Annotated in this window: 22 protein-coding genes and 2 pseudogenes; 12 read left to right on the forward strand and 12 right to left on the reverse strand. The window is 57.7% G+C overall.

Annotation, left to right across the window (positions count from 1 at the left end; translation table 11 throughout):
• Positions 1–10: 10 nt before the first annotated feature.
• Entirely contained in the window at positions 11–559 is a 549-nt protein-coding gene (locus FOM02_RS29660; protein ID WP_265440351.1) for a hypothetical protein, read from the reverse strand.
• Positions 560–806: 247 nt separating this feature from the next.
• Between FOM02_RS29660 and FOM02_RS29665 the strand changes: the two genes are divergently transcribed.
• The 3 genes from FOM02_RS29665 to FOM02_RS29675 all read left to right on the forward strand — a co-directional run bounded on the left by FOM02_RS29665 (position 807) and on the right by FOM02_RS29675 (position 3,344).
• Positions 807–1,478, forward strand: coding sequence for a recombinase family protein (locus FOM02_RS29665; RefSeq protein ID WP_265440352.1), 672 nt, complete (start codon positions 807–809; stop codon positions 1,476–1,478).
• 50 nt (positions 1,479–1,528) lie between these two features.
• Entirely contained in the window at positions 1,529–1,954 is a 426-nt protein-coding gene (locus FOM02_RS29670) for a very short patch repair endonuclease (RefSeq protein WP_265440353.1), read from the forward strand.
• A 349-nt stretch (positions 1,955–2,303) separates the two neighbouring features.
• Entirely contained in the window at positions 2,304–3,344 is a 1,041-nt protein-coding gene (locus tag FOM02_RS29675; protein ID WP_265440354.1) for a DNA cytosine methyltransferase, read from the forward strand.
• Here FOM02_RS29675 and FOM02_RS29680 read toward each other — a convergent pair.
• The 3 genes from FOM02_RS29680 to FOM02_RS29690 form a co-directional block, all read right to left on the reverse strand.
• Positions 3,314–3,979: an MAE_28990/MAE_18760 family HEPN-like nuclease gene (locus FOM02_RS29680; RefSeq protein WP_265440355.1), complete on the reverse strand. Its 666-nt coding sequence runs from the start codon at positions 3,977–3,979 to the stop codon at positions 3,314–3,316. The genes FOM02_RS29675 and FOM02_RS29680 overlap by 31 nt on opposite strands.
• Positions 3,976–5,142: a DUF262 domain-containing protein gene (locus FOM02_RS29685; protein WP_265440356.1), complete on the reverse strand. Its 1,167-nt coding sequence runs from the start codon at positions 5,140–5,142 to the stop codon at positions 3,976–3,978. The genes FOM02_RS29680 and FOM02_RS29685 overlap by 4 nt, the downstream gene beginning before the upstream one ends.
• A 601-nt stretch (positions 5,143–5,743) precedes the next feature.
• Entirely contained in the window at positions 5,744–5,968 is a 225-nt protein-coding gene (locus tag FOM02_RS29690; protein WP_265440357.1) for a hypothetical protein, read from the reverse strand.
• A gap of 490 nt (positions 5,969–6,458) precedes the next feature.
• On the opposite strand from FOM02_RS29690, the gene FOM02_RS29695 reads away from it, so the two are divergent.
• The 4 genes from FOM02_RS29695 to FOM02_RS29710 all read left to right on the forward strand — a co-directional run bounded on the left by FOM02_RS29695 (position 6,459) and on the right by FOM02_RS29710 (position 7,949).
• Positions 6,459–6,641: a hypothetical protein gene (locus tag FOM02_RS29695; protein WP_265440358.1), complete on the forward strand. Its 183-nt coding sequence runs from the start codon at positions 6,459–6,461 to the stop codon at positions 6,639–6,641.
• Positions 6,638–6,859 (forward strand): hypothetical protein, encoded by a 222-nt coding sequence (locus tag FOM02_RS29700; protein WP_265440359.1) that lies wholly within the window; start codon positions 6,638–6,640, stop codon positions 6,857–6,859. Before FOM02_RS29695 ends, FOM02_RS29700 begins: the two co-directional genes overlap by 4 nt.
• Before the next feature lie 138 nt (positions 6,860–6,997).
• Complete coding sequence (locus tag FOM02_RS29705) at positions 6,998–7,330, forward strand: hypothetical protein (protein ID WP_265440360.1); 333 nt, start codon at positions 6,998–7,000, stop codon at positions 7,328–7,330.
• Between the two features lie 181 nt (positions 7,331–7,511).
• On the forward strand, positions 7,512–7,949 hold the full coding sequence (locus tag FOM02_RS29710; RefSeq protein ID WP_265440361.1) for a hypothetical protein: 438 nt from the start codon (positions 7,512–7,514) through the stop codon (positions 7,947–7,949).
• Between the two features lie 140 nt (positions 7,950–8,089).
• Here the strand turns inward: FOM02_RS29710 and FOM02_RS29715 are convergent.
• The 3 genes and pseudogenes from FOM02_RS29715 to FOM02_RS29725 all read right to left on the reverse strand — a co-directional run.
• Positions 8,090–8,244 (reverse strand): annotated as a pseudogene (locus FOM02_RS29715) (transposase); the annotation flags it as partial.
• Between the two features lie 564 nt (positions 8,245–8,808).
• Positions 8,809–9,129, reverse strand: coding sequence for a hypothetical protein (locus FOM02_RS29720; RefSeq protein ID WP_265442296.1), 321 nt, complete (start codon positions 9,127–9,129; stop codon positions 8,809–8,811).
• Positions 9,086–9,472, reverse strand: a complete 387-nt coding sequence (locus FOM02_RS29725; RefSeq protein ID WP_265440362.1) for a hypothetical protein — start codon at positions 9,470–9,472, stop codon at positions 9,086–9,088. The genes FOM02_RS29720 and FOM02_RS29725 overlap by 44 nt, the downstream gene beginning before the upstream one ends.
• A 216-nt stretch (positions 9,473–9,688) precedes the next feature.
• Here FOM02_RS29725 and FOM02_RS29730 point away from each other — a divergent pair, with 216 nt between their 5' ends.
• The 4 genes and pseudogenes from FOM02_RS29730 (at position 9,689) to FOM02_RS29745 (ending at position 16,045) form a co-directional block, all read left to right on the forward strand.
• Entirely contained in the window at positions 9,689–9,901 is a 213-nt protein-coding gene (locus tag FOM02_RS29730; protein ID WP_265440363.1) for a hypothetical protein, read from the forward strand.
• Positions 9,902–10,671: 770 nt separating this feature from the next.
• Positions 10,672–10,845: pseudogene (locus tag FOM02_RS29735) on the forward strand (IS481 family transposase); the annotation flags it as partial.
• Positions 10,846–11,424: 579 nt separating this feature from the next.
• Complete coding sequence (locus FOM02_RS29740) at positions 11,425–13,323, forward strand: methyl-accepting chemotaxis protein (protein WP_265440364.1); 1,899 nt, start codon at positions 11,425–11,427, stop codon at positions 13,321–13,323.
• A 1,330-nt stretch (positions 13,324–14,653) separates the two neighbouring features.
• Positions 14,654–16,045, forward strand: a complete 1,392-nt coding sequence (locus tag FOM02_RS29745; protein WP_265440365.1) for an NEL-type E3 ubiquitin ligase domain-containing protein — start codon at positions 14,654–14,656, stop codon at positions 16,043–16,045.
• 573 nt (positions 16,046–16,618) lie between these two features.
• Here the strand turns inward: FOM02_RS29745 and FOM02_RS29750 are convergent.
• Complete coding sequence (locus tag FOM02_RS29750) at positions 16,619–18,076, reverse strand: hypothetical protein (protein WP_265440366.1); 1,458 nt, start codon at positions 18,074–18,076, stop codon at positions 16,619–16,621.
• A gap of 589 nt (positions 18,077–18,665) precedes the next feature.
• On the opposite strand from FOM02_RS29750, the gene FOM02_RS29755 reads away from it, so the two are divergent.
• The gene (locus FOM02_RS29755) at positions 18,666–19,391 is read left to right on the forward strand and encodes a hypothetical protein (RefSeq protein WP_027562269.1); all 726 of its coding nucleotides are present in this window, start codon (positions 18,666–18,668) and stop codon (positions 19,389–19,391) included.
• 178 nt (positions 19,392–19,569) lie between these two features.
• Here FOM02_RS29755 and FOM02_RS29760 read toward each other — a convergent pair whose 3' ends face one another.
• The 4 genes from FOM02_RS29760 to FOM02_RS29770 all read right to left on the reverse strand — a co-directional run bounded on the left by FOM02_RS29760 (position 19,570) and on the right by FOM02_RS29770 (position 25,887).
• A complete protein-coding gene (locus FOM02_RS29760) occupies positions 19,570–21,108 on the reverse strand; it encodes a tyrosinase family protein (protein WP_265440367.1) in 1,539 nt (512 codons plus the stop codon).
• Positions 21,109–21,240: 132 nt separating this feature from the next.
• The gene (locus tag FOM02_RS29765) at positions 21,241–22,383 is read right to left on the reverse strand and encodes a hypothetical protein (protein ID WP_035730126.1); all 1,143 of its coding nucleotides are present in this window, start codon (positions 22,381–22,383) and stop codon (positions 21,241–21,243) included.
• A gap of 2 nt (positions 22,384–22,385) precedes the next feature.
• Positions 22,386–23,444 carry an NAD(P)/FAD-dependent oxidoreductase gene (locus tag FOM02_RS47240; protein WP_416207719.1) on the reverse strand — a complete coding sequence of 353 codons (1,059 nt, stop codon included), beginning with the start codon at positions 23,442–23,444 and terminating at the stop codon, positions 22,386–22,388.
• Positions 23,428–25,887: a hypothetical protein gene (locus FOM02_RS29770; protein WP_265440368.1), complete on the reverse strand. Its 2,460-nt coding sequence runs from the start codon at positions 25,885–25,887 to the stop codon at positions 23,428–23,430. The genes FOM02_RS47240 and FOM02_RS29770 overlap by 17 nt, the downstream gene beginning before the upstream one ends.
• Positions 25,888–26,114: the final 227 nt, after the last annotated feature.

The following is a 26,114-nucleotide window of genomic DNA, read 5'->3' on the forward strand; positions in this document are numbered from 1 at the left end:
CGGAGACACGTCAAGCGCCTCGCGCAAGATAGACGATCGCAATCACAACGAGCGCAACCACGATCAAGCAAGCAAGATCGCGATTTAACTTCCAAGGATGCCTCTCGTCCGATCCGAAGTCCTCCGGTGCCGGATCAACACCATTTGCGGAAGGCAAAAATCCTCCGGACGTTGCATCAAGCAAACGATCCATGTTCGCAAAGCGTACCACCGACCCCTGCATCATGGCGTCGATAGCGCCATTCTTGAGCACTCGATATGGGACGCCGGCTTCAACTCCATCCGGGATAAATGGTCCGGTCGAGGGGCCGCTTGCCATGCGTGATCTGCTCTCCATGCGAGCCAAGCGTCTCTCGGTATGAGCGGCAGAGAGAGCAACGCCAGCGAAGACCCACGCCAAAATCCAAGCGACAACGCCACCGACAATGCTCACGCTTCCAAATAAAGCGAGGACGCAACACAGCAGACAAAGGAATTTCCAAACACCGCCGCGCCCAGTCGCGCAGATGAGAAACGGTAAGAACGCGACAATTCCGCCAATTACTATCAATCCGGTCATTTCACCCCCAACCTGGGCGACAGGGGATGGCCCGCACCAGCCCTTATGAGTCCGACGCAGCGCTCAGTCGAGCCACCGAGCATGCACGGACCACGCCCATCTGTGCGCGAGAAAAGATCACATCCCGTGGTCAAGAACAACTATTCGCGCGTCCTGTGATTGAACTTGCGCTGTCTGGTTTCCCTTGCCTTTGCCTGTGGCATTGCTGATAATGTGGCATTGCTAAAGCAACGCCACAGAGAACGCCATGAAGGTCTATGGATACTGCCGGGTCAGCACCGCCGAACAGGCCAATGGCGGCCTATCCCTGGACACCCAGCGTCAGCAAATTACCGGCTACGCCATGATAAAGGGCTGGTCGGTGGCTGAGTTCTTCGTCGAGGCCGGCGTGTCTGGCTCTGTGCCTCTCGCCGATAGGCCGGAGGGGCAGCGTTTGCTGGCATCGCTCCAATCTGGCGACGTGGTGATCACCGCGAAGCTTGATCGCGCTTTCCGATCGGCCGCGGATGCCCTTGGCACGCTGGAGCAGTTGAAAGACGACAAGGTCGCCCTGCATATGATCGACCTGGGCGGCGACGTCACCGGCAACGGCATCAGCAAACTGGTCTTTACGATCTTGTCCGCCGTGGCGGAGAATGAGCGCGACCGGATCCGCGAGCGCGTGCGCGACGTGAAGCGACACCGCGCATCTCACCGCTTGTTCAACGGCGGCAAGCGGCCCTTTGGTTTCGATGTCGAGGGCGAAGGCAAGAACAGGCGCCTGATCCCCAACGTCGCTGAGCAGGCTGCGCTCGCCCGCGGGAAAGTCTTGCAGAGGGAGGGCAAGAGCCTTCGCGAGATCGCGGCAGCTTGGGCAGGCGAGTTTGGGCTTGGAGTGTTTGACGCGAAGAGCGTGAAAAGAATGCTCGACCGGGCTTGAGGGCAGCGGGGGCCTGTTCCAATCGCCTTTAGGAGGAGAACTCGCGGGTGATGGCCGACCGGCTGTCGAAAGCAGATCGCTCCAAGCTGATGTCTCGCATTCGGCAACGAGATACGGCTCCCGAACTGCTGGTTCGCTCTCTCCTCCATCGGGCGGGCTACCGCTTTCGGCTGCATATGCCGAAGCTTCCGGGCCGACCCGACATCCTATTCCCGCGCGACAGGAAAGCAGTCTTCATCCACGGTTGCTTCTGGCACGGGCATTCCTGTCCGAAGGGCCGGCGTCCGAAATCCAACGCCATCTTCTGGGAAGAGAAAATCCTAGCGAATCAGGCACGGGACGCACGCGTTCTGAACGACCTAGCGGCGCTGAATTGGTCGGCGCTGGTGCTATGGGAGTGCGAACTGAACGACTCGGAGTACCTGAACAAGCGGCTTGCATCCTTTCTAAAGCGAGCCCCCAAGAAGAAGGGTTAGGCACAATAAGTGCTCGCATGATTGCGTAGTGTTCGCGCTTTGGCTTCGCCTAGACGAACGGGCACGGGCTTCAGCGTTTAAAGGAACCGGCCGGGAGCCGGGGCATCCGGGGCCCCGGTCGGCCGGAGCCGGGCCGATCTGGTGCCTGGAAAGCCGTGGCCGATCATGACGCAGCGGCTATGCCGTCAACCAGAACGGCAAGCACGAGGCTGTCGTGGTGATCCGCGAGCGCGGCGGGAATTCCGTCCGGCAGTGTCCTAAGTCCGGCGCAACGAAATCCGAGTAAATTCGGTATACATACGCTTTTTGATACAGTGCCCCCGCGATTCGCTGTGGGCTGGGGACACGGATGTCGAACATTGGCGTGGTTGATCTCTTCTGCGGGGCCGCCGGCTTATCTTACGGGCTGAAACAAAGCGGCTTGGATATCCTCGCGGGAATCGATCTAGATCCCGCTTGTCGTTACCCATTCGAAACGAACGTCGGCGCTGAGTTTATCGAGCGTGACATCCGCTCGGTAACAGCCCCGACGCTCCTCACCCTGTTTGGATCTGCGCAGATACGGGTCTTGGCGGGCTGCGCGCCGTGCCAGCCGTTTTCCGGCTACACCACGAAACGACGAGCTACGGACGGGCGCTGGGAATTGCTGCTGGAATTTTTGCGGTTGGTTAAACAGACCCGTCCCGAGATTGTGACGTTAGAAAATGTTCCGCGGTTGTCGCATCTTCCCTTGTGGTCCGACTTTGTGAGTGGCCTTCAAGGCGCTGGCTATTACGTCACCTGGTCGGTGCTCGATCTATCAAACTTCGGAGTTCCTCAGCAGAGACGACGCTTGGTTCTACTAGGCTCTCAGCTGGGCCAAATCGAATTGCCAACGGCGAACAAAGGCAAGCCTCGCACGGTGAGAAGTGCCATCGGGCGACTACCAGCGATCGAGGCGGGTGGAAAGCACGCGCGCGACACTCTGCATGCCACGCGAGCGCTTACCGCAACGAATCTGGCGCGAATAAAGAGATCCAAACAGGCCGGGACTTGGCGACAATGGCCAGAGGAAATGCGGGCAGCCTGTCATCAAACCGAGCGAGGAAAGACCTATCCATCGGTGTATGGTCGGATGTCATGGGACAAGCCCGCACCAACGATCACCACACAATTTTACGGCTTCGGAAACGGACGCTTCGGGCATCCTGAGCAGCACCGTGCAATTTCCTTGAGAGAAGGGGCGCTATTGCAATCGTTCCCCCGTGATTTCGAATTTGTTCCGAAGGGAAAGAAATTGAGTTTCAAAGAGGTTGGCCGGCTCATCGGAAACGCAGTACCGCCCGCCCTCGGCATGAAGATCGGACAAGCGATACTCCGTCACGTGGAGGCGGTGGGGCAGCGCAAGTAGCGCTGATCAGTCAAAAACTGATCTATGTTAGCCGTAATCTCCCGCATAAAGGCAAGCGAACGCCGAGTGATCGCCAACAACTCCTTTGCAGGATATTGTTTGCCCACGTCCTCATAGGTCTTGAGGCCATGTGCCAGATCGTTTCGGCATTCCTTAATAGTCAGCAGGTCGCTGCCGTTCCATGTTCGAGATTTGTTGGTGTAGCAGTCGAAGCCGTAGGCATTCCCCAACGATCGGATGAGGCGGGCATCAACGTTGCCTGACAGCTTCACTTCCTCATTCAAGGCAACCGCAACGAACGAGGAGGGGAAATCCTGCCAGTCGTGGTCCGTGCTATCATCTGCATTTCTTTTGTACCGTCTGATTGTTTCCTGACGGAGTACAAGTGAAAGCTGGTCGAACGGGACTTGCTCGGTCGTGATCTTGTCGTGAATAGCTTCGATAGCGCTCCGTGTGGATGCCTCAACTATATTGTAAAGCAGGAGGAAGGTTCCTGCGCGTAATGTGAGCAGTCTTCGGCCCTGCGATCGAGACGCGGCTGAAAGACTCGACATCCGTTCTGCCGTGATAACAACCGACAGATAGTGCCGTGCTTGGCGTTTCCGCTCGTCGAAGTCCTCCAGTAGCACGCTCATTGACCCAGCAACTTATTTTTCACGAAATCGATTCGACCGCGCAGATTTGTTCGATTGTTTGAGGAATCGCTGGTGGTCCACTTTTTGAATTCGTCACTTTCCATCCAGCCGGCTATCGCTGTCGTGTCAATTGGTCCTCCATTCCGAAGGGCTAGGTTGGTTCCCGCAGCTATCGCTTCAAATCTGACGCGGGGCACTTTTCGGCCGCGGCCGGCCTTTACGAATCCGTTCGGAAAATTCTTTGCTACGAATGCGAGCATGTTCTTCCACTCGGCCATCATCTTGGTTGCGACGGAGCTGTCGCCACGGATTTCGCCGTTTTTGTCGCGCACGTAGGTGAGCAGAAAGTCTTTAACGACTTTGCCCTCGGGGCCGGTCCCAAATTTCTCGTATCGATCGGAAAAAGCGAAGAAGCGAGTAATGAGTTCTTCGTATTCGAAGCGTTTCCGCTGAGAATCCGAAATCGGCGCTAGCTGGTGCAAGAGCGGGTCTTTAGCCAGCTCAGTTGTGAGATCAACGAACGGTCCCGCTTCCACTCCGCGGCGTACCTCGACCGCTTCGAGGCCAACCGATCCCGAATTTATTCGATCAAACATGTCTCTGCGCACGTCTTCAGTAACGGTCTCCGTCAGCTCTATAAGCCTCAGGGTAGACCGCTTGAATCTGCGTTGCCGGGACGGATGAAGGTCAAAGAAGGTGAACCCATTAAGTGACTTTAGGCGCTCGAGGTCACTCAATACCAACTGACCTGACATGAATTCAACGAGTGTTCTTATCCGCTGGACACCATCGACAATTTCCAATCTCCCTGAACTGTCAGGGTCTTCCTTTTCGCTGATATCAGCGACGAAAAGGAAAGGAATTGGTATGCCAATCAGAACAGACTCGATGAATCTCGATTGGTTCTTGGCCGGCCAAATAAGATCCCTTTGATAGTCAGGTACATAAATCTCGTTTTGATCCGAATCCTTGCCTGCGAGGTACTTTCGAACGACGACCTCGGCGGGATATTCGCGAACAATGTAGCGAACATCCTTGATATTTTGAACGATCTGGGCTTCTCCCTCCGCGATCTCTGCTTGCGTACGTTGAGGAGGGCGGAATTTCAGAATCTGTGTTTCCACACTACCGGCGTTGAGGTCGTCACCATCTTCGTCTTGCATCGCGTAACTCGAATGAGGAACTAGTTGCCGAGATTGATCGCTCAACCAGCGGGCGAATGCAACAGGGTTTTCCGTAGCTCTAACCGATCGTTCGGTCGCGCATCACTGCTTTTAGGACTAAAGGAGGGCCAGGCCGCAATTGCAGCGACCCGCCTTCCACGCGCTTGATCACTTCTTCGCCCTTAGCCCGATTTCGACCAAGCGGCGGATAGCTTCCGATAGCGAAGGCTCATCCGGCTGATTTTCAGCCCATTTAACAATGGAAGCGCGCACCTCCGGCGAAGCTCGGAAGCCCATGAGCGGATCGCTGCCTGTGGCAGGACGTCCTCTCTTTTTCTGTTTAACGGATATTGACTTGGCCATGTTCTTGTATAACGTAAATTCCAGCGTAGGGGCAACCACAGGAGCTTCACGCCGGGTACCGCAACGCTCAGCCCGACAAAGGCCGAATCGGCGTAGTTGACGATACGCCGCATCGCCTCCAGTACAGCGCCACCGTTCACAGCGGTGGCGTTGTCATTTTACGGATCACGAATCCACCGCGCGCCTGCAATGCCTCGTGTCCGCTGATCGGGGAGGCTGTGTCGGACCTTTTGTAATTTTACAACCCGATTCGCGCCAGGATGTTGATGGGTTTGAACGCCCACGAGATACCGTATACATCATTGGCCACAAGGCCGGGGGCGAGCGCGCTGTCCAAGGCGTAAGCCCAAAAGCGTTCGACCTGTTCTCGCACGTGTTCAACCCCCGGCTGCCGGTCTGTCACCGGCGACGGCTTGAACAGCCAGCGAGAACCACCGATGACGACTTCACGACGACGCGCCATTGTATCCGTGCGCCCACAACTTTCGGAAAAAATTAACCCTGGCGGGGTTACAGTTCGGGGCGTGCAAGCAGGGCTTATTCTCTACGCCCGTTTGATTTCGTTGCGGACGGAGCTTTGCGCCCGCAACACCGTTACCCGCGCCAAGCGCGCCCCCAACGTCGCAAAGAAGGGGCAGTTTGATGCAACGCCAGCAAAAGAAACCCACACTGCCCAGATATGTTGCCCGACGCAAGGGGGACGCGTATGCTCATTGGTTTCAGGTGTATCCTGGTGGGGTGCGCACGCGGCTGCGCGGAGAGCTGGGAACGGCGGAATTCCGCGCCGCATATTCCGCGGCGCTCGTTGACGCCATCGCGGCGGAGAAGGATGAACGTATTTCCAAAAGGAGCCGGGGAAGATGACAAAGTCGTATCGTCCACCGCCGCATAGGGCCACCTCATAGAGAGAGCACGAGCCCCTAACCATCGAGCGCGTCGAGCGAGCGCTCGCATTGTGCGCGTATCTCGTTGTTCTGGACGGCTCAAAGGTGGCGCCAATTTTCAACCGTCTGGAACGTGAGCTGGAAGCCATGCGGGAGAAGAATAACACCATTGGCCGCGCTAAGCGGCTTCTGGAAAACTTGGCCGCGCCGATGCAGCGCGATCTGCTCTTAACGTCACAGGAGCAGATATGAGTGAGCCGATCACAATCGAACGCCTAGAACGTGCGCTCGCCATGTGTGCGTATCTTGTGGTGTTGTACGGGCCTAAAGTCGCGCCGATCTTTAGCAGGCTGGAGCGTGAACTCGCAGCGATGCGGGAGAACGAAGACACCGTTGCCCGCGCCAAGCGGCTTCTGGAGAGCTACGGCGGCCGGCCAGCACGTCTCGCGCTTAAGCCGCCGAGTCAGTGAGCGAACGGCGACCAGAAAGCGAGAACCCCGCTTAGGCGGGGTTTTTCTTTTCACCTGAATGGATTCACCTATTACGCGCTCGGCTGCGCTCGTAAATATTTCGTTGTTACCAGCTTGTTACCAACTTGCAGTCGCCCAATGGTGCTGTCTAAATCCATTCCACCAACGGGTAGTTGCGAAAACCTTTCCCTGAACTTCATCTGGGCCTCGGTTTTCGGGTTTCGAAACCACGATCGCGCTGTGGCTTGGCCGGCCGAGCGCCCAGATGGAGACCTTTCGAGCTATGTCGCGGGGCGCGCTTTCATTCACACAGGCCCTGTCACCCGGGCCGTCAAAGGCGTGGTGGAAGGGGGCGTACGGGTTGCGCGAGTTGAAATCGACCTGCTCGGCAAGATCATTGTGGTTGCCGGCGCACCAGAAGTAGCCGCGCCGCAGAACGATGATGTCAACGAGTGGGATGCGGTTAAATGATCGAGCGCCGTAATCCGCCATTTGTGCACGAGCACGACAACCGACACGGGACGAAGGTCTCTTCGTCGGCCCGGGCAGAAGAAGGTTCGGCTTCGGATCCCAGATGGCGCACTGCCTTGGTCCCACGCTTCATGGAGGTCTATGACGCCGCTATGGCCGAGATGCCGGCCAAGGCCGAGATTTGCGCCAGCCGCACCGTGCCTGGCAGTTTGATATCCCGCTGTTGCCAGAACTCGTCGCCGAGTTGGTATTGCATCCCAAGACCGAACAGCTCGCTTTCCTCGCCACGGAAAAAGGCCAGCCCTTTACTGCGACGGGCTTCGGGAATTGGTTCGCCGACCGATGCAGGGTGGCTGGTGTCCCCGGGCGCGCCCACGGCTTGCGCAAGGCGTCAGCAATTCGTCATACCATGAATGGTGCCACTGCGTTCGAACTCATGGCGTGGCATGGTTGGAAGACGATCGGCGAAGCGCAGCGCTGCGTGGAGGAGGCGAATCGGATCCGGCTCGCCGAGAGTGCCGGCGCGAAGATCATTTCGGGTACAGCCGTTGGCTCACCCGCCAACCCGGTGAGCCAAAACGACCAGCAACTCATTGAAAGTACTGGAGGGAGAGAGTGAAGTGGCGATCCCGGCAGGACTCGAACCTGCAACCCGCGGAGTAGAAAGTCGTCCGTTAAGAATCTGGTTTGAGCGCGGGTGTGGAGGGAGCAGCTGCATCAAAGCGTTCAGGATTAGGTGCAGCCAGAAGCTTCAGCCAGGAGGACGAGGCGAAGATTGTGGCCGACGGCGGTCAGGACGACATTTGACGCATCGCGGTCGCGGCCCTTGAGATGGCAGCGGCCGAGGCGTCCGTCGGTCTTCATATGCCGATCGCGGGCTCGATGGCGGAGCGGCGCCTGAGTTCGCGTTTGATGTGGTAGTGGCATCACACCGTTTGTCGGCAAACCCGTCCTGCTTCTCGGCGCCTTCATTACGGTCCTCGGCATCATCTGCGTCATCCGGGGTGCTCGCCCCCGATGACTGGGGCCGGAATGTATGGATTGGCTCGCTGCTGTTCGCGATCGCGACGGCGGTTCTATTCTTCTACATCTGATGGTGGATCGAAGAAGCGAGGCCCGGCAACGGAGGCGAATCCTAACCGGGCCTCGCGACCGCCGATCACCTGGCGGGATAGACCGGCGAGCAGGAAGGATGTCGCATGGCAGGCTGCCATTGTACGCGATAAGCGCTTTTTGATGCGAGATTGCTGCAGACCGATCGGTCAGCGCGCAGATTTCCTGCGCAGCGCATGCCCGCGCCGTGGATAACTGCCGGCTCCTTCGGCGCCGGCAGACCCCGGGCGATGCGCAGGCATCACACATCCCTGGACCTCCACACCCGTCATCTGGAGCCGAAAGGGCCCGGGTGGCGAGGGCTTTTTTTGTGCCCGGATTTTGTGGAAAGAGGCCGCCAACTGAGTGCGGCCTCTGGGTTCGATCTAATTGCAGATATCAATAGGATATTGATTAGAGCCGCCGATCCCGACGAAGTATTTGTTGCCGGCCTTGCAACGCGCTCTGCATTTAGGAATTTCTTCACGGCATATCCCAATAGAGGCGCTTTGCCTTGCCGCTTCAGGAACGTTTGCTTTCGCCCAACTCACGCACAACGCTCCTTGCTCGGTGCAGGAGCGAGCCGAGACGGTTTCGACCGAAGCTAAGCCGATTATGCCGATCAACAAGAACATGAAAAATCGCATTTCTATGTCCTTTTTTTCAATTTCCAATGTGCCGACGCCGCTGCGCCATGCCGATCTCATCGATCGCATCCGCCAGCCCTTCTAAGAACGCTCGGTGCCACGCATCATCATCGGGCAGCTCCCATTCTCGCAGGCCGGCGACGTATCTGGTCAGAGCGATCACGCCCGCGATCGTGGCTGGCTTGGAACGGATGAGCACATTTGCATGCTCCGTGAGAGCCAGGTTCGTTTGGCCGGTGACTTCGTCGGCGGCAGCAAATTCGGCACCATCCTCGAGCTTAGCCGAAACCGACGCCGCCGCATCGTAGTGCGCGGACAGCTCGCGATGGCGCTCGATTACTACGAAGATCAGATCCCGATCGGCTGCAGCAACCGACGGCGTGTAAAGTTCTTGCGATGACAATGTTGACCCCGAGCGAATATGAGGCCGATATTAGCAGCGCTGTCATGACTAAAGTCGGCCCACATTACTTGGGATGCGCTGGTTTTCTGCGCAGCCAAGCGGCTGCGTCGGTTGACTCCGTGTCTGCAACACAATGGACGGCTTTGGTGAAATTTAGCCTTTTTTGACACTTGGGCGATTTCGGGCGCCTTCAATTTTCCCGTTCAAAGGATTGGCATGGCGGCCCTCACGCTCGATCTGAAATTCTGTGTAGTCCCTGCGCCCCGCAAGGCCTTCGACTTGCCGGCAATCAAAGATGCCGCCGAAGCCGCCTCAGCAACGGGCGCAATTCTCAGCGCGGTGGCGTCGGGCCAGATCACGCCTGGCGAAGCTGCAGAAGTGACCAAATTGGTCGAGACGTTCGTGATGGCCTTCGAGACTGCGGATTGAGCGCGAACCGGAACTTACAGGAACGGATTGCTCTCCTCGAGGCGGAGCGGAATCCAGATTTTCAGATGATCATCCGAACAATCTACGAAGGTCGTACCGGCGTCATCGCCGAGATGCTAACGTGGCACGAGAGTGGTTCGTCTTCGGGGCAACCGTGTCCTTGGGCAAAACCAGGCTGGCCGGCTACCTGCCGACATACCATCCGGTTTACAGGCCGGCCAATTCCTACACGCCCACCCTATACGCATGTCATAGGCGACGATCGGAAAAGCTACTACTCGGAAAAGAGGAGAATAAGCGCGACCCGGCCAAGGCCTTAAGAGCAATGCAGTGGTGCATAGCCTCGACAGTCCGCCGTCGGGCGAAGATCGGACGATCCTCGAACGGGCGCCTATTCTACGCGATCTGCTTTCGTGCGACCGAACTTCTAAATTGAGGCGCCCAGATTGGAGGAGATCTGCATGCGCGTGTGGTCGATTCAGGATCATGCGCGTCGTTTGTCAAATCTACATTGAACTTGCGATGGCGAGAGGCGCACGACAAGTACAGGAAGACAAGGTCGCTTGCGAAATTCCTCTGCAGCCGCCATTCAAAGAATGGATCGTCCTTCTAACGCTCTCTATGGCGTACGGATGAACGCTTCCGCTTAGGTTGTGGGAGGCGACCATCGACGCTCCCTGGCGCATTGAACATCCTCGGCATCAGCGCACTAGGTGTTTAGTCCCAGGCCTTGATGGTGCATTCTTATCGCGCGATTCGAAGGATGCGCTATGGGACAGGTTTTACACGGCTGCGCCACCACGACGGAGGCAGTCCGTCCGAGCAATACAAAATAGTCAAGAGCGTCAAGCGCTACGGGATCAACCAGAAAGACTGTTGCGAAGTGGAAGCAGCGCGAGACCGTCGCAGATCGTTCGACTGGCCCTAAGGAAGCCAAGTCGACCATCGCGTACTCGACTTGGCGACTCAAACCGCCGGAGTGTCCCACGCTCTTCATCGCTGCTGCTTTAATGGAATTCCAGGACGATCGAATGCGAGCTCCATTCAGGTAAGGACCAGCGCACTAGTCAAGTGCGGATTGAGCCCTCCGGCAGCGGACGACCCGGCTTCAAGCTGATATTCGATCGATCCGTCGGGGGGCACACTCGAAAGACGAAACGGCAGAGTCTTCGAAATATCTTTTTGGTTGGGCCTCGCGGCACGATTCTCACCGCGGAACTGTGATGGGCCATTCTGCGCGCGAATCCTGCGGGCATGAGTAGCAAACTGCAGAATTTATGCGTCGGTTTATTACTGCTACGCTGCAGAGTGCGTGGCCATCTCTCGACTATTCGCGCATGTATGATTCGGATGACAACCGAGTTCAATCTTATGTAACCAATCAAAACTAGGGGTTTCGCGAAACGACCTCATATTCGATTGGAAGTCTGATGACCGCCCCTACAATCGCGAAACGGCTCCGATCAACGGTCCTTCGTCGGTTTCGACCGAGCCTACGCACTCAAATTGGTTTTTTGGGAATCGTGAGCGTGCTTGTCACTGGCGCGACTTGCGTTGCCGGACTTAGTTATCTCGCGAAGGCGCAGAGTGAGGTAAGCGAGAGCGCCAATCTTCGCGCCCATCTGACGTCTCTTTCTCAGGCCTTTCTTGAATCGCAGCAGCTGGCGTTGGAGTTTTTGCGCAGGCGCGACGAAGCCGTGGTGGCGCGGCAAGCCGAGGGCATCAGTAATGCACTGGCGGACCTTGGCCAAATCGAGGAGCGGGCCGCTTCCTCGTCCGAGGGCGATCCCCTGAGAGACGTGAAGTTCCTTCGCGCCGGAATCAACCTTTATGCGGCTCGTTTTAATAACATCGTCTCCGCGCAGCGGGTGCTCGGGCTCACGGAAAATGATGGGCTCCAAGGTAAGCTTCGCGAAGCCGTGCATCAGGCAGAAGCGCGACTTGCACATTTCAATGAGCCGCACCTGACGATGTTGATCTTGATGATGCGACGGCATGAAAAGGATTTCATGCTACGTCATGAGGAGAGGTATGGCGATGAGCTGGAAAAGCGCGTCGTCGAATTCGAGGCCGCACTTGCTGCTTCAGAACTTGCCCCGGAATCCAAGAGTGAGCTGAAGAAGCTTGTTGCCTCTTATCGATCGAGCTTTCTTGCGTTGATTGTATCGCAGCAGGCGCTGGACGACCAAGTTGACGATCTCGTCCAAATCTACGGCCGGAATCGTCCCCTTCTTTTGAAAGCGATAGCAGGCGCGGACGCTCGCGCTAGCTCTGTTGAAGAACGTGCGTCGCGCCTCCGAGAGGCTTTGGTGTGGGCAATTGGGCTTGCCACTCTCGGGATCGGCTTCGTTGCGTTGCTTGTTGGTCAGAAGCTGGCAAGGCTTATAAGTCGGATGAGCGAGGCGATGCGTCAACTTGCGGCCGGGCGGTTCGATGTCACGCTGCCGGGTCTTGGCCGCTCAGACGAGATCGGCGATATGGCTCAGGCCATGGAAGCGTTTAAGGTGAGATCGAAGGAAAAATTGCAAGAGGAACTTACCGCGAGTCAAGAGCAGGACCGTGTAGCAGCGGAGCGGCGCAAGGCGGAGCTTGGCGAGCTGGCCGGCACATTTGAACGCGCCGTTAGCAGCGTCATTGATACGATGTCTTCCGCGTCGAACGAACTGGAGGCTTCCGCTCGGGAGCTGACAGAGACGGCACAGCTCACTCGGGAGATCTCTGATAACGTTGCGTCGGCATCGGAGGAGGCGTCAGCCAATGTTCAGCTGGTTGCTGCGGCAACGGAAGAGATGATGGCCTCCGCTTCCGAAATCGGCCGGCAGGTCGCGCGATCAACGGAGATCGCCCACGAAGCCGTGCGCCAGGCTGCAGAAACGGATCGCCGGATGAAGCAGCTATCGGCTGCTGCAACAAAAGTCGGTGGGGTGGTTGACCTGATTGCAGCGATCGCCAGGCAAACCAACCTTCTGGCGCTCAATGCAACAATCGAGGCCGCGCGTGCCGGCGGCGCCGGCCGCGGCTTTGCAGTTGTGGCGCTCGAGGTGAAGTCGTTAGCAACTCAGACGGCGAACGCGACCGTCGAAATCGGACAGCAGATTGCTGACATTCAGGCAGCGACACTGGAGTCGGCCAGCGCCATCACAAACATTGGAAACAGCATTAGCAGAATCTCACAAATTGCATCAGCGATTGCCGCGGCGATCGACCAACAGGGCGCAGTCACGAAAGATATTGCCCAAAATATTCAGCATGCGGCCGCGATGTCGACGACTGTCGCGGGCAACATCCGGCAGGTCGCGCAGAAGGCGTTTATCACAGGTGCATCATCGTCGCAGGTGTCGGCATCTGCCAATGTGCTTGCCCGAACCGGCCATCAACTTAAAATCGAAGCCGATCACTTTCTCTCCGGGATCCGATCATGATCCCTCCTCGAGATGCCATGCAAGGCTCGGCGAAGGCGCTCCAACACCGCCCGGCGCTCGCCGGGTTCCTGTTAGAGGCATTCTCCCCCCACAGCGCCGTGCTCGCATCCTTTGCTCGGCAAAGTCGGCTTACCACCAGCCAATGTTGCCGTATTGCGCCGAGCGAAGCACGACGGCCCCGCCATGGGCGCGAGATTCTGAAGGTATCCTCCTATTCTGCCGCCTTGCATCGACACAGCTGCATCGAAGTAAAACCGTTTCGGGTAGACTCTCGCGCCAACGACATTCGAGTGCCGGTGGACACAAATGCGTTGCCGTCGTCATCCGCAAGCTCTCACTATATCACGAACAGTTCCTTATGACTTCCGATAGGTGTTTAAGCTCCACCTTGCAATTCATCGCGGGGAGCGGACGTCCTCGCCGCCGAGTTGCGCAATAACCCAATTTGCAAAGGCTCGTACTGCCGATCTTTGTCGGCTCGCGCATGCTCCCCTTCTTCTAGTTGCAGCCAGCACTAAACTTCCATTGATGGTTGGCCGTCCAGGCAGCTTTCCTTTTGTTAGGCTCGTTCTTTTTGAGCTTGCTCAGCGTTCTATTGACTATGCCATCGATGATGCGAGCGTCATCGGGATAAGGATAATACGGATCCTGCTTCCTTTTGGGGTTCGGCGCCAAAGTAGGGCCGAAGCCGATCGGATAACTTGACCTCGTCAGCTTATCGACAGCTGAGCTTCCTAGCATACGAACGTCTCGATCTAGCCGATAGAGCCGCCTTATCGGCCGAGACCAAACATGTCATGAAGTTCAATGAATACAGAACAGGCCCAGACTCGCGCTGGCATACCCTCCGAATCCGAAAGCACCGAGCCAACGTCTGGGGTCGCCGGGCAGTCCCCCTCGTGCCTAACCCAGTGGGCGTCAGCCCTGACGCGGTGGGCCACAGGAGCGGCCGCCGCCGACCTCGTCTCATCGCAGGACAGCGCCCTGGCGAGCTGGGCAGCGGAAGAGGGGCAGGGCGAAGGCGAGAATAGGCAAGAGGGGGTTCGCCGGACGAGGGCATGGCGGGACGAGGGTGATGTCAGAGACGAGCTGAATTTGTCGTCATTGTCCCTGACTGCCTTGCCAGCCTCACTCCTGCCCAGGCTCCGAACCCTCAATGTCATCGGTAACCAGTTGAGCAGTCTGCCGGCCCAGCTTCCGGGCGGGCTCCGGGACCTCTACGCTTCTGACAACCGGCTGACTAGTCTGCCCGCCCTTCCGAGCAGGCTCCGGCACCTCCACCTCATGGCCAACGAGCTGGCCAGCCTGCCGGCAGCGCTGCCGTCCAGGCTTGACCGTCGATGGCAACCAACTGACCGATCTGCCCGCCCTTCCGGCAACGATCGAGGAGTTCTCCGCCTGCAATAACCAGCTGACCCGTCTGCCCGAGCTTCCTGCCAGGCTCCGCCGCCTGGATGTCAGCGAAAATCAGCTGACGAGCCTGCCCGATCTTCCGGCAAGGCTGCGGTACCTGGACGCAGGCGACAACCAGCTGACAAGCCTGCCCGACATTCCGGCCAGACTTCGATACCTGGACGTCAGCGAAAATCGGCTGACCAATCTGCCCGAGACACTCCCCGTCAGCCTTGAAATGCTCGGCGCCAGCAATAATCAGCTGACCGGCTTACCCGCGACCGTGCTGACGCAGCTCGGCAGCGCGTCCAGCATCGACCTGCGGTCTAATCCGATACCGGCTCCGGTGCTGGCCGATTTGGCGACCGCCACGCGCGGCGCGGACTATGCCGGCCCGCAGGTCTTCCTGTCGATGTCGCTACAACCGATGGAACACCAGTCGCGGCCCCTGCACGAGGTTGTCGCGGACTGGCTCGCGGACCAGCCTGGCGCAGCGGACGCGTGGCAGGGCTTCGCCGCAGAGCCGGGTGCGCAGGACTTCGCTCTGTTTCTCGAAAGACTTGCGGGCACCGTAAACTATGGTCATCAGGCGTTCCGCGACCAGGTGGCCGAGAATCTGCTACAGGCCGCGATGAGGCGGCGACTGCGCAAGCAGTTTTTCGAGCTGGCCAATGGAGCGACTGCGTCCTGCGAGGATCGCATCACTTTGACCTGGAACGGCATGCAGACCGCACGCCTGAACGCTGATGTCAAAGATGGGCTCTATGACAATCGGCTCGACCAACTGCTCCAACATGGCCGTGTCATGTTTCGTTTGGGGGCGCTTGACGATATCGCACGCGAGACGGTCAGCTCGCTTCGGCGTGCCGACCCGCAGGCCAATATCGACGAGATCGAGGTCTATCTTGCCTATCAGACCCAGCTACGGGATCGGCTGGAACTGCGTCACATCGCTCCGGATATGCGCTTCTTGAATCTCTCTGACGTCACTCCGGAGGACGTTGCCAGGGCTGAGACGTCGGTGCGAGAACAGGAAGCGACGGGTTTGGAGGATTTTCTAGCAACGAGCTGGGAGCCTTGGGATACGGTGGTGAGGCGAATCGCCTCCGATGATCATGCCGCTATGCAGGACCGGCTTGCCGATGCGCTGGAAGATGAGTTTCCGACGCGCTTGAACGAGCGGCTCGCGGAGCATGGTCTGACGGATGATGTCGATGCCCGGCGGGTGGTCGGAGCACAGATCCTCAGCGAAATCGCACGTGAGATCAAGGGCGAGCTGATGCACAAGGTTCTCCGGGAGCACGGCCTCGAACCCAGATCGATGCGATAGCCGGAAGCCGTCATGCCTATGGGCGCTATGATCCCGGTTTGCTCTCCCGGTAATACCTCAAGGATATCAAGGGCCTTCATCGCTCTGGTTTGTGGTTACCTTGTTGAGACTGCTGATCTTCAGGACTCTTAATCAGCGGGTCCCAGGTTCGAGCCACGGTGCCCCAACCAAATATCCCAATATTGTCAGTAGCTTATTTGGTGTGATCCTTTCCCGGAGAAACCTAAGGAAAATTCTCGAGGCAAGCCCGGGTCGCAATGCCTCGACATCCCTTCGCAGCGATCTAGCTTCGATCGAACAACATCGCGCCGACGTGATTGTCACGCTGCCGCAGGACAAACTGTCGTCACGGTTTCGCCAGCGCGTGAGAGTATCGTTTAGACAAATCGAGGATGTGTGCTTAGCCGCACACAACCTCTAACAAACAGGGGTTAACCCCTTGGTAGCGCGTTGACTTGTAGAGTCGAGGTCGCCACATTTGAGGTGAATCGAGACAAGCCCAAACGGGCTTGCCCTCCGGTTCGAACATGAAGGTGCTATATGGCTCGTCGTCCTATCTTCCCTTGGTAGTATTCATAGGTGCAGTTTGCGCCGCCACCCGTGAGCCTGATAGAGCTCGCAGTAACCATGCCCAGCCTCCCCGGATGACAGCAGCAGCTTCGATGCCTCCCAAATGAGGTCGAGTCCGTCATCGAGCTTGCTGTCGTCCCCGAACACCACCAGATAGGCGCCCTTCGTATTCAAATACGCAGTGCGCTCGAATTTGTCGATGAAAGGCTCAATTCCAGTAAGTAGCGCCGCAACCTCCTGTTCAGCGTCCTTGTCGAGTTTCGGCCGATCCAGGCAAACTTCGGTGACGTAGTTAGCCAGGTTGTTGGCCAACACCGCAGTCCGCTCGTCGATCGGATTCTCGGCCAAAAATCGTCGCAGGATGGCGATCGCGTCCGAGACCCGATTGGTCTGGTACAGTGCCGAGCTTTCGATCCATACCTGCATGATCGGCTCAGCGACCCCCTCATCGCGCTCTTCCTTCTTCCAGGCATCGATCGCGTCGTCGATCCGCGGGTCGAGGATACCGTCGTCTCGGTAGGATGCCAACGCAACCGTCAGCTTCAAGCGGTCCTTTGCATTGACGCCGACCTCTTCGAGGCGCTCGATTGCCGCGAGCAGGTCCGCCAAGTCCGCATCGCGCGCCGCGCACGTTGAAAGGTGGACATGGTCCATCTTGATGCGTGCGATCAACCCATCATAAGCCGCACTGCCCTCCGGCGAGCTGATGCGATGGCGGGTGAGCTTGGACATCAGCTCCAACCTCGCATCGCGCCGCTTGGAATGCATCAGTTGTACCCTCGATAGAATCGAGTCGCGCAGCGTCTGGCTTTGCACCTCGATCGCCTGAAGGCTTTCGCCGAAACTTTCCATCAGAGCTTTCAGTCGCGGGTCCAGGTCGCCGATGGGCTTGTAGGTCAGATCGTGAGTCTTAGCGCCCCACGCATCGTGAAGCATGGTCTTGACCTGTATCTCCACCCTCAATCTTTCCGTATCGACCGATTTGTACCCGATGCGAAGATGGGTGGCGTGGTATCCGCGATCCTTATGAATCTTGCTGATCTTCCCGTCGCTGAACTTGTCCAGGAACAAGCCTTCCTTCTTGGCTTCCGACGAGAAGACCTGGATGAACGCGTTGATCTGGTCCGGATAGAAGACTACGACCGTCATTCCGACCATGTCGGCGATGTTGTCGATCCGAAAGTTGGCGTCCGCAGCCCGGCCTTCTATCAATTTGTGGATGATCTTCGCGCGGTCCTTAAACTCCTCGCCGCCTTGCTTCTTTGCGCGCGTGTACGCGTCGGCGATGAGAATGCCTTTGGAGCCGCGGCGGATGGTTTCCACCACGTCGCTCGCTTTCTCGAGGATGTCGAGATACCGGCGCGAGTTCGTCTTCAAGTATTTGTCGACGGCGTCCCGCGCTTCCTCGTAGGTCATCGAAAGCGTCACCTTGCCGATGGCGTTTTCCCTGGCCTTTTTCATCTCAAGTCACTCCTTCGTCGAATCGCGAGATCAAAATGAGAGCCGAGCTGCGCTACACGAGCTCTTGTTACGCAACTTACTTAAGCGGCCGATAGTGCCGGAACGGGCGCCGGGCTAATGGTTCGACCGAAAGGACGATCAAAACCTTCAAACGAAGAGAGGCGCCCTTTCAAAAGGCCGCCGAGCGGCCGTATTTCGCTAACTGCTTCACCGAAATGCCTCCTGATCGTTCGACATTGAAGCCTGGTGCGAATCCGGCCCGCCGCCCAGGCGCTTCAGGTCGGCTCTCTCCTGCGGATCACATGGAGAGCAGATCCGCTCTCCAATCCGCCTGCAGCAGCTACTTGATCTTTGTCCCCATCTACGGCGCTCCCCGTGCATTGGTCGTGGCTCCTCCCGCTGGTCGCAAGAATGCCAAGTGGTCCGCGCGCGGGTCAATTTCGATTAGAGGGGTCAATTAGTTGGGTTGCTTCGTTTCGTACCCAAAGTTGTGCCGTACGAAAATTTCGAGTAATTTGACATTCCCGTAAATTTGTACCCAATTTGCGCTCCCGCATCATTTCTGCATTTTTTTCTCCCGGAATTCGGCATGGATATCGAGCTCTACACACGTGAGCGTTTGCATACTGCGATCGAACGAATGCGAAAATCGACGGAAGAACTCAATCGCGTCCTGGCGATTCTGAATGAAAATAACGCTAGGACTCTCAAGGACGATCTCGAGAATTTTGAGAACCGAATTGCCGGCAGAAGACTCAATCAAGCCTACGTGCAAGCCGTCTGTAACGCCTTTTACGTCACGACGAAATCGAAGCTGCATTCGGCATTGCTCGAGGCGGTCGTGGCCGAGCCGACGTCGCAGAAGCTTCTCGACAACATGATCGGAAAATACGAGGCTTATTGGCCCGCGAGCAACGACAAGTTCGATAAGTTTCCGATGGAGATCTCATACGCCGACGACACTTACACCGTGTCGGATCGTACCATCGGAAAAAGCAAGATTCAGTTCGGGCATTCGGGCTTCGCCTTTTTGATCAGGAAGCGGGTTCACGTAGTTGAACCGGTCGAAAGCGGCCTCCGTTCTATGATTTTCCATTACGAGGAAATGCCTGCAAAAAACCCTGTCAAAGGGATCATAACGAACATATTGGACGCCGGATCAGAGGACTTGAGAGCTGGGGAGCAGATCTTCTCCGCGCACTTCATTGCATTCCATGAGAATGACACCACGCATTTTGGACAGCGGATTCAGCCGAAGCGGTTAAATGAACTACTGCACCATGCGCGCAATCGAACCGGCGTCATTAGGGTTTAAGGGGCGCCCCTTTCGGCCCGATATGACCAAGCTTGCGTTTGCGCGGGCAGCGGCTTCCTCTTCCTGGTCGCTACTTCTTCAGCACCATCTTGATGCTAGGTTCTCGCAACGCCCCGGCAATTAGGATCACCTGCTCCATCCGCGATGTTTGGGCGAATTTTCCGGACTTCAACGTCCCTTACCGATCCTGCGCGAGAACGGAGATGCTCGTGATCCTTAACGGGCTTCCTTGGAGATTCGGCCGGCCCGTACCGATGCTTTGCGTGAGCGCGACGGGCACGAAGGTGACGGCCGGAGACGCGGAATCGACAACTGTCGTGTCCTGAATCGTGAAATCTTGAAAGACCTCGTCGTCATGGTGTGCATGGACGAATAGATGTACGGAGCCAAGAAAACTCGGATCAGTGCGTTTCAACTCCCCGCTTGGAGCCGCGCGGGTCAGGTGAACATCGAAGCCGACGATCGGCAGTCTATTCAAGCCCGTTATCGAAATTCGGAGCAATAATCGTTTCTGAGAACGGTCGAAGGAGGCCGATCGCAACGCATCAAGCGTTCGAGAAGGAAATACGATCGTTGTGTTCTGAGCCGATCCCGCCTCGATTCTCGAATCGAGAGTCGCGACCGCCTGAGTAGACTTTATTCTCGACGCCGTTCCGCTGTCTGCCACCACTAGCGCCGCGGGAAAGGAGGGTAAGGGAAGGGGCATGCTGGACAGGTCTTCGTACTTGAACTTCACGCCGAGCGCTCGGTGATCGAAGTATGATTTCCGCGGTTCGTTGATGCAGTTTCCCTTCGCATCGAAGAAGAACCATGGCCTCTCCATGAACCAAGAGGCGTCTGGAAGGGTACCCCACTTCTTGCCTGGCATGACGCTCCATTGAGTCCATATCCAATCGATATTGGTATGATGCACCGGAAAGATCGGATCGAAGCCCGCGGTCGGCGGTTGCGCCATGGCGCCAAGCGCATCGACCTCTATCTCATGGCCATTCTGGTCATGGCCAACCGCAGCTCCGGGAATGATTCCCCCGACAACACGATGAATGTTGTCGTGAGGCCGGCTCTCGAGCAGTCCCCGCGTTCCAGGGTTGTTGTCCGCTATTCCCCCTCCGATACCGGTATCCTCTGTGGTACCGAAGAAGATGTCCGTGGCCAGAGCAGAAGTGTTGTCGACGACAGCGTCGGACAGCTCCAGCAGCGGCATGTTCGGTATTAGGGGATGTTCGTAGTAGGTCAGGTAGAAGTCGCGTTCCTTCATGAATAGTGGGTTTATGTTGTCATCGGCGTCGTTGCCGGGATTGCCGTCCAGATGCTGTACTCCAAATGCCTTCGGAAATTTCCGGTTCGTGCTCGGGCCATAATTCCAATAGGGAAGCGAAAAGTTGCTGTCGCCGGTATGCTCCCGCAGAATTTGTTCGAAGTGGAACGTGTAGGCCCGGTGCCACGGTAGAAAGTCCGCGGAATGCTGCCCGAAGTGAGGACATTGGTTCCAGTACTTCTGATCGACCTGCGCCACTCCAGGATCCTGGTCTAAGGCCGCCTTGTAGTATTTGTAACCTAGGTCCGTAGGATCCAGCTGGACGCCGTGGATCGCGGCTTGAAAGAACCAACTCAATGGATCGGACGGTTTCCTTTTCTTCATCTCCCTGACGCCGCGTCTCAAGGAGTCGAGCAGGCTCGCGGTCTCGACGAATTCTTCGAGGGGCATGCGCGGCATGACCGAGCTCGGATTCGGCGTAATTCCTACTGTGCAAGCCGCAGCGACGGATCGTATAGAGCCTCCCCCAGCCGCGAACGCTCCTGCAAACTTCATCAAGTCTCTACGCGATATGCTCAAAGCGATGTACTCCTAGGCGATGACGACCCGGTTGTTTAGCAGCGCGACATCAAAATGAATGAATTTGTCTATTGTGACGCGATCACTGCCGGCGCCGTCCACGGTCACGTCATAAATCGGAGGCGTTCCGTCACGACGGATCAAGGGGTCTGGTGGCGGTTGCCTGTATGCGCCCGACGGCGGCAGGTAGGCGAGGTGATAGGCATTGTCGACGAAAGCGACTTTGCGCAGGACCTTTGGAGAGACGTCTACGATGCGCTTTTCTGGAATTAGAATTCCAGCCGTGCCGTCGAACCTGGTCGGTTCCCAGAACGCGGGCACATCCTTCAATTTTGCGACTGAATGGAAGCTTGGCGCACCTATGATGTGATGGTCCATGAATACGTCGTCGGCATCGCCATAGACGAGATATCTCAGGCCGAGAGGATAGCTGGCGTCCGGGTCGAACTGATGGAAATGCAGGACCCGGTCGATCCGGACCGGAATGTTCTCCTCCAGGCCAGGGACGGCGATCCCGTCAGGGCTTTCGGGAGGATAATATTCGACCGATGCTTGCGGCAGATCCTTTATGGTCCCGTCGCCGATATCGACGAGTGAGAGATGATCGTGAAATATTTGGACTTTGCCGGCACCGAATGACGAGGCCCTGAGCTTGTCGTAGATGTCGCGGTGCTTCTGCTCGACGAAGCTGCTGCGCAGAATGACTTGAAAGCGGTGACGATCGTCGGCGATCACGGGCGTATGGGACATGTACAGTTTTGTCCCCGATCGGCCTCCGGTCACAAAGCCATGAAAATGGAAGAGATTGTGCCCTCCATGTCCCGGCATATCGTGCCCGGGCATGTCGTGATGTCCGCCATCCATTTGCGCGGGCTGCGGCAATTTTGCGCCGCGAGCGACAACCTCGATTTCGCCGGTCATGTCCGCGTGATATCGGCATAGATAGGGAAATTTCCCTGGTTTTCCAAACCAGACCGGACTGGAGACCTCGCCTGTCGCAAGAGGACCGACATTGAAGTAGAAACTGGCGTCGGGAGCGGTCTCGACGGTGTGTGGTACAGCGTCGAGATTTCTCCAGACGACGAAATCGTCCGCTTCGATCGCCGCCGGAGCGAAAACATGATTCCGAATATCGACGATTTTGGTCTTTGTCATAGCTATGCCCCTGCCTCCGACTGGTGATGTTCACGGGTACTGCTTGATCGATCCCACGTTGCGTCCAATCTGAGGTACATCTCGGTTAGTGCGGAGGTATCGCGCCTCCACCATTCTGCCATCCAACCGCGGTAGAGCTGCGCAGCCTCATCTGGACCGACCCTGCCTTTGATCGCTGCAGCCGCCTGGTACGTCGCCATGATGCCGCTCATCATGGCCCGCAAAATTCCGTGGCCTGCGGCTGGATCCAATTGAAAAGCTGCGTCCCCGACAAGAAAGAAGCCGGGGCCCGAGTATGCATCGGCTCGCTTCCAAGTAACGTCGGCTCCGCGAGTCGGGCTCACGTCCGCGAGCGCAGCGAGCGCAGTCGGCTTAACCGGGCGAGCGGAAGCACCGGGGAGAGCCAAGCTGACCCAGGCAAGGGTATCGTCCGATACGCGGGCGATCCATTGCCAGCCGCTCTGGTCGCCCTTGATCGAGGGGGAGCCGAAGTCTCTTAGATCGTCAACTCGACAATATCCGTAACGAGCTAACAGGCGCGGCGATAGGACGTCTACTCGCGAGGGGTAGCTCTTTCGAAACCAATTGCCGTTCCCGGAGGCGTCGATCACAAAGGGCGCCTCGAGAGGGCCGGAGTCGGTCTCTACTCCGACCACCTCCTGGTCGCGCACAATGGGACGAAGTGCACGACAGGGGCGCCGCACATCCGCGCTCAACGTTTCCGCCCGCTCTATGAGGACAGCATCCAATTTGTCTCTGAAGATGTGAAACCCGCTGGCCGCCGCCAATGGTATCGACCCTCGATCACTCGATCGGGCGGTGCTCCACTCGACTTGAATGGATCCGTAGCGACCGCCGATAGCGTGTTCGAACGCCTCTCTGACGCCGAGCTGCTCCAGTATCGAAGCGGCGCCGCTATGCAACGTTTCACCGGGTCTACGCCGCGGCTGACCGTCGGCCTCAATGACGATGACGGTCAGCCCCGATTGGCACGCATGTATCGCCGCCGCCGATCCGGCCGGCCCCCCGCCGACCACTATAATGTCAGCGTCGGACTTCATTGGCGCTCCAATCGCCCGCCGAATCTTTGGTCAATACGAGCGTCGGATCGGCGAAGAGAAGCTTGAGCGATCCAAAGTTGACCAACACCTTCTTGAAATCGGTCGGGTCGGCGGCTCCGCGATCGGCATGGTCAAATACGAGGTAGCGGTATGTGAAATGCTTGTTTAGACGACGTCCCGTTGCCTTTTGAGCAGCCAGCAAGTCGGCGTCCGATGGATCGGCCATGCGGAAGCTGAGAACGGACCATTTGAGTTTGTCGTCGTGCGTCTCTACGCCGAGCGCTCGGTAGACAAGTCCCATGGTCAGGGTTCTGGCGACGTACTCCTCGACGGTCGTCTTTCCTATCTCGCTTATATCGAACCCTCCGCTGAGCGCCTTTTCGACATAATCCGCGTAGGCGAGGGAGGCGTATTCGACCTTTCCTTCCTTCTGCCTGAGGGTCGGCCCCCGGACCCCGTCCCATGGCGGCTTCGATCCCAGTCCGATGACTTCGTCGGTCAGCGGCGTCGCCGTTGCATAGTTCTTGCTTGGGGCAAAAGTACGAGTGATGTCCGGTGCGGCCGCAGGCCAGAACGAGCTGAGAGCCGCGCACAGTTTGCTATCCTCCATGAAGGGAGAGCCGAGCCCGTAATTGGTAAGGAACGTTACCCCCGGAGCCAGCTTTTTGCCGGTGTCTTCGGGATCCGTCTCAGACGTTCTGTCGTAAGAAACATCCCACCCCGGTGCGAAAACGCCAGCGGCTCCATCGGGAAGCATCGAAGCGCGGTGGTTGTTTACGGACTTTAGCTGGCAGAGCGCACCGTCGCCGGAGCCGAAGGGACCAACGATGGCGGTCATCGTATCGTCGTCCGGATCGAAGTTCGCGCCACTGATCTGCAGATTGGCGGCGTATCGCTGGTCGGAAAGAGCTTGGGGAAGGCCGGATCCAGGCGCGTCCCAAAGCGAGTGCATCAACGAGGGCAATACGGATTGATCAGCCCACTGCATAAGCGATGTCTGATCGACCAGGGGGAAGAAGTCGGGCGATGCGACTATCGAATAGGCCGGGATTCTGCGAGGAAGATCTAGCGCGATTTCGGGGCACTCGACGTCGATCCAACCGTCGCCGGTAAAGTCGACGTAGTGGCGGGCCCGGTACCCTCCACCCTCGACGAGCTTAATGATGTCGGGCTCGTCGTTGAGGTCTCGCTCCGATCCATCATCGGCTATCGCGTGTCGTGCGTGGAGATATTCCGGTGCCGAGCGGGCTCCGCTCGGTTGCGGAAGTAGGTTCAAGCTGGACTGATAAGCACGCCAAGATCCGCCGCTATCGGGAGTCTTCGGTACGCAAAAGGTCAGTGGCTCGCCCTTGTAGGAGGCGGGCTCGGTCAGTCGCGGGTGAGAGAAGGGTCGTAGCAGCCAACCGCCGTCGTCGGGTTCGGCCGAAAAGTCCGCGATCCCATCATGGAAAATGAACGGGGCATCGCTCAAAGCGGGCTCAGACCACCCGCCGAAGTGTCCATTGCAGAGAAACTTCAGGTGAGCTCGCCTGATCTTCTCGTTCACATGGGAAGCGGACAGCCGCACTTCGATGTCACGGTCGAGAAGGCATTCACCTCCCGAGAATAGCTTGTGAAGCGGCACCCAGAAACGTCGATTGTGGTCGCCGGGCTCATCCACGCGTAGCGCTTCGGGTGCATCTTGTAAGCCGGCCCGCAGCGCGCTTCTTCCCGACGTTCCGCTCTCCTGAACGTCTCCGTCGATAAAGCGGAGAGGGCCGTGAGCGCCCTTCTTTCCTGGCACCAGACAGGCGACGTATGCGGCGTATCGACAAGGAAGTGCGCGGATACCGGTGTCCTTGTCTTTTACGAAGGGGAGAAACCCGCGTGCTGCTCCGTCGTACAGCGGCGGCTCCGTACCAATCCGAGCGATTCCAGTTCGCGCAAAGACCATGTCGGCATGCCGACCATGGACCGTCCCCAGCGCCGCCCTGTATTCGGTTGCGAAGACTACGATGGCCAGGCGGGCCCCTTGGGCTCGAGCGCGCAGATCGTCGATCGAAGGCGGCTGATGGCCGAATACGTAGTTCTCGATCGCTTCGATCTCCGTGAGGGTGGGGAATCCCTTCAGCTTCGTGAGGCGTCCGCGATGTCGAAAGCTCGTGATCCGAGGGGATGCAAAGGCGTGAAATAGGAGACTTCTGGCGGGCGCGCCCGGCTCGACGCCGCGATTGCCTTCTTGGGCGAAATCTTCGAAGCCGGGGAAGGACCGGTCTATGCGGGTCAATGGTCGCGATAGCTCGTGTGCGAGATCATCCGCGGAGAGATCGAGCCCGTGGTGCTCTAGCAGCGCCTCCCATCCGAGCGGTCCGAGACGCTCAAGAGCTGCCTTGACCCCAGAAAGCAGCTTACCCTTGGGTTTACTCGCCGTTACGACGAAGCGCCGCGTTGGGCCATTCTCCATTGATTTCCCCCAATCCACAAACAACCGCGGAAGCTATGAAATGCATTGTGAAAGCAGCTCGTGCGACCAGCTCGAAAGGTGGCGCAGGAAAAAAAGTTTATGTTGGAGATCATAGTTGTGGTAATCTGGATGCACAACTAAATTGTTGATGGATGGCTTTTGAGCGAGCCCATTCGGACACCATCTCGTCCAATAGCGCTATCCCGAGCTCGGTGCACTCCATGGCG

The sequence above is a fragment of the Bradyrhizobium sp. SEMIA genome, assembly GCF_014844175.1.
Classification (GTDB): domain Bacteria; phylum Pseudomonadota; class Alphaproteobacteria; order Rhizobiales; family Xanthobacteraceae; genus Bradyrhizobium; species Bradyrhizobium arachidis.

Bases quoted from the DNA above. Each gene is read 5' to 3' on its own strand.
- FOM02_RS29660 (WP_265440351.1), bottom strand. From the start codon at position 559: ATGACCGGATTGATAGTAATTGGCGGAATTGTCGCGTTCTTACCGTTT.
- FOM02_RS29665 (WP_265440352.1), top strand. From the start codon at position 807: ATGAAGGTCTATGGATACTGCCGGGTCAGCACCGCCGAACAGGCCAAT.
- FOM02_RS29670 (WP_265440353.1), top strand. From the start codon at position 1,529: ATGGCCGACCGGCTGTCGAAAGCAGATCGCTCCAAGCTGATGTCTCGC.
- FOM02_RS29675 (WP_265440354.1), top strand. From the start codon at position 2,304: ATGTCGAACATTGGCGTGGTTGATCTCTTCTGCGGGGCCGCCGGCTTA.
- FOM02_RS29680 (WP_265440355.1), bottom strand. From the start codon at position 3,979: ATGAGCGTGCTACTGGAGGACTTCGACGAGCGGAAACGCCAAGCACGG.
- FOM02_RS29685 (WP_265440356.1), bottom strand. From the start codon at position 5,142: ATGCAAGACGAAGATGGTGACGACCTCAACGCCGGTAGTGTGGAAACA.
- FOM02_RS29690 (WP_265440357.1), bottom strand. From the start codon at position 5,968: ATGGCGCGTCGTCGTGAAGTCGTCATCGGTGGTTCTCGCTGGCTGTTC.
- FOM02_RS29700 (WP_265440359.1), top strand. From the start codon at position 6,638: ATGAGTGAGCCGATCACAATCGAACGCCTAGAACGTGCGCTCGCCATG.
- FOM02_RS29705 (WP_265440360.1), top strand. From the start codon at position 6,998: ATGGTGCTGTCTAAATCCATTCCACCAACGGGTAGTTGCGAAAACCTT.
- FOM02_RS29720 (WP_265442296.1), bottom strand. From the start codon at position 9,129: ATGAGATCGGCATGGCGCAGCGGCGTCGGCACATTGGAAATTGAAAAA.
- FOM02_RS29730 (WP_265440363.1), top strand. From the start codon at position 9,689: ATGGCGGCCCTCACGCTCGATCTGAAATTCTGTGTAGTCCCTGCGCCC.
- FOM02_RS29750 (WP_265440366.1), bottom strand. From the start codon at position 18,076: ATGAAAAAGGCCAGGGAAAACGCCATCGGCAAGGTGACGCTTTCGATG.
- FOM02_RS29755 (WP_027562269.1), top strand. From the start codon at position 18,666: ATGGATATCGAGCTCTACACACGTGAGCGTTTGCATACTGCGATCGAA.
- FOM02_RS29760 (WP_265440367.1), bottom strand. From the start codon at position 21,108: ATGCCGCGCATGCCCCTCGAAGAATTCGTCGAGACCGCGAGCCTGCTC.
- FOM02_RS29765 (WP_035730126.1), bottom strand. From the start codon at position 22,383: ATGACAAAGACCAAAATCGTCGATATTCGGAATCATGTTTTCGCTCCG.
- FOM02_RS47240 (WP_416207719.1), bottom strand. From the start codon at position 23,444: ATGAAGTCCGACGCTGACATTATAGTGGTCGGCGGGGGGCCGGCCGGA.
- FOM02_RS29770 (WP_265440368.1), bottom strand. From the start codon at position 25,887: ATGGAGAATGGCCCAACGCGGCGCTTCGTCGTAACGGCGAGTAAACCC.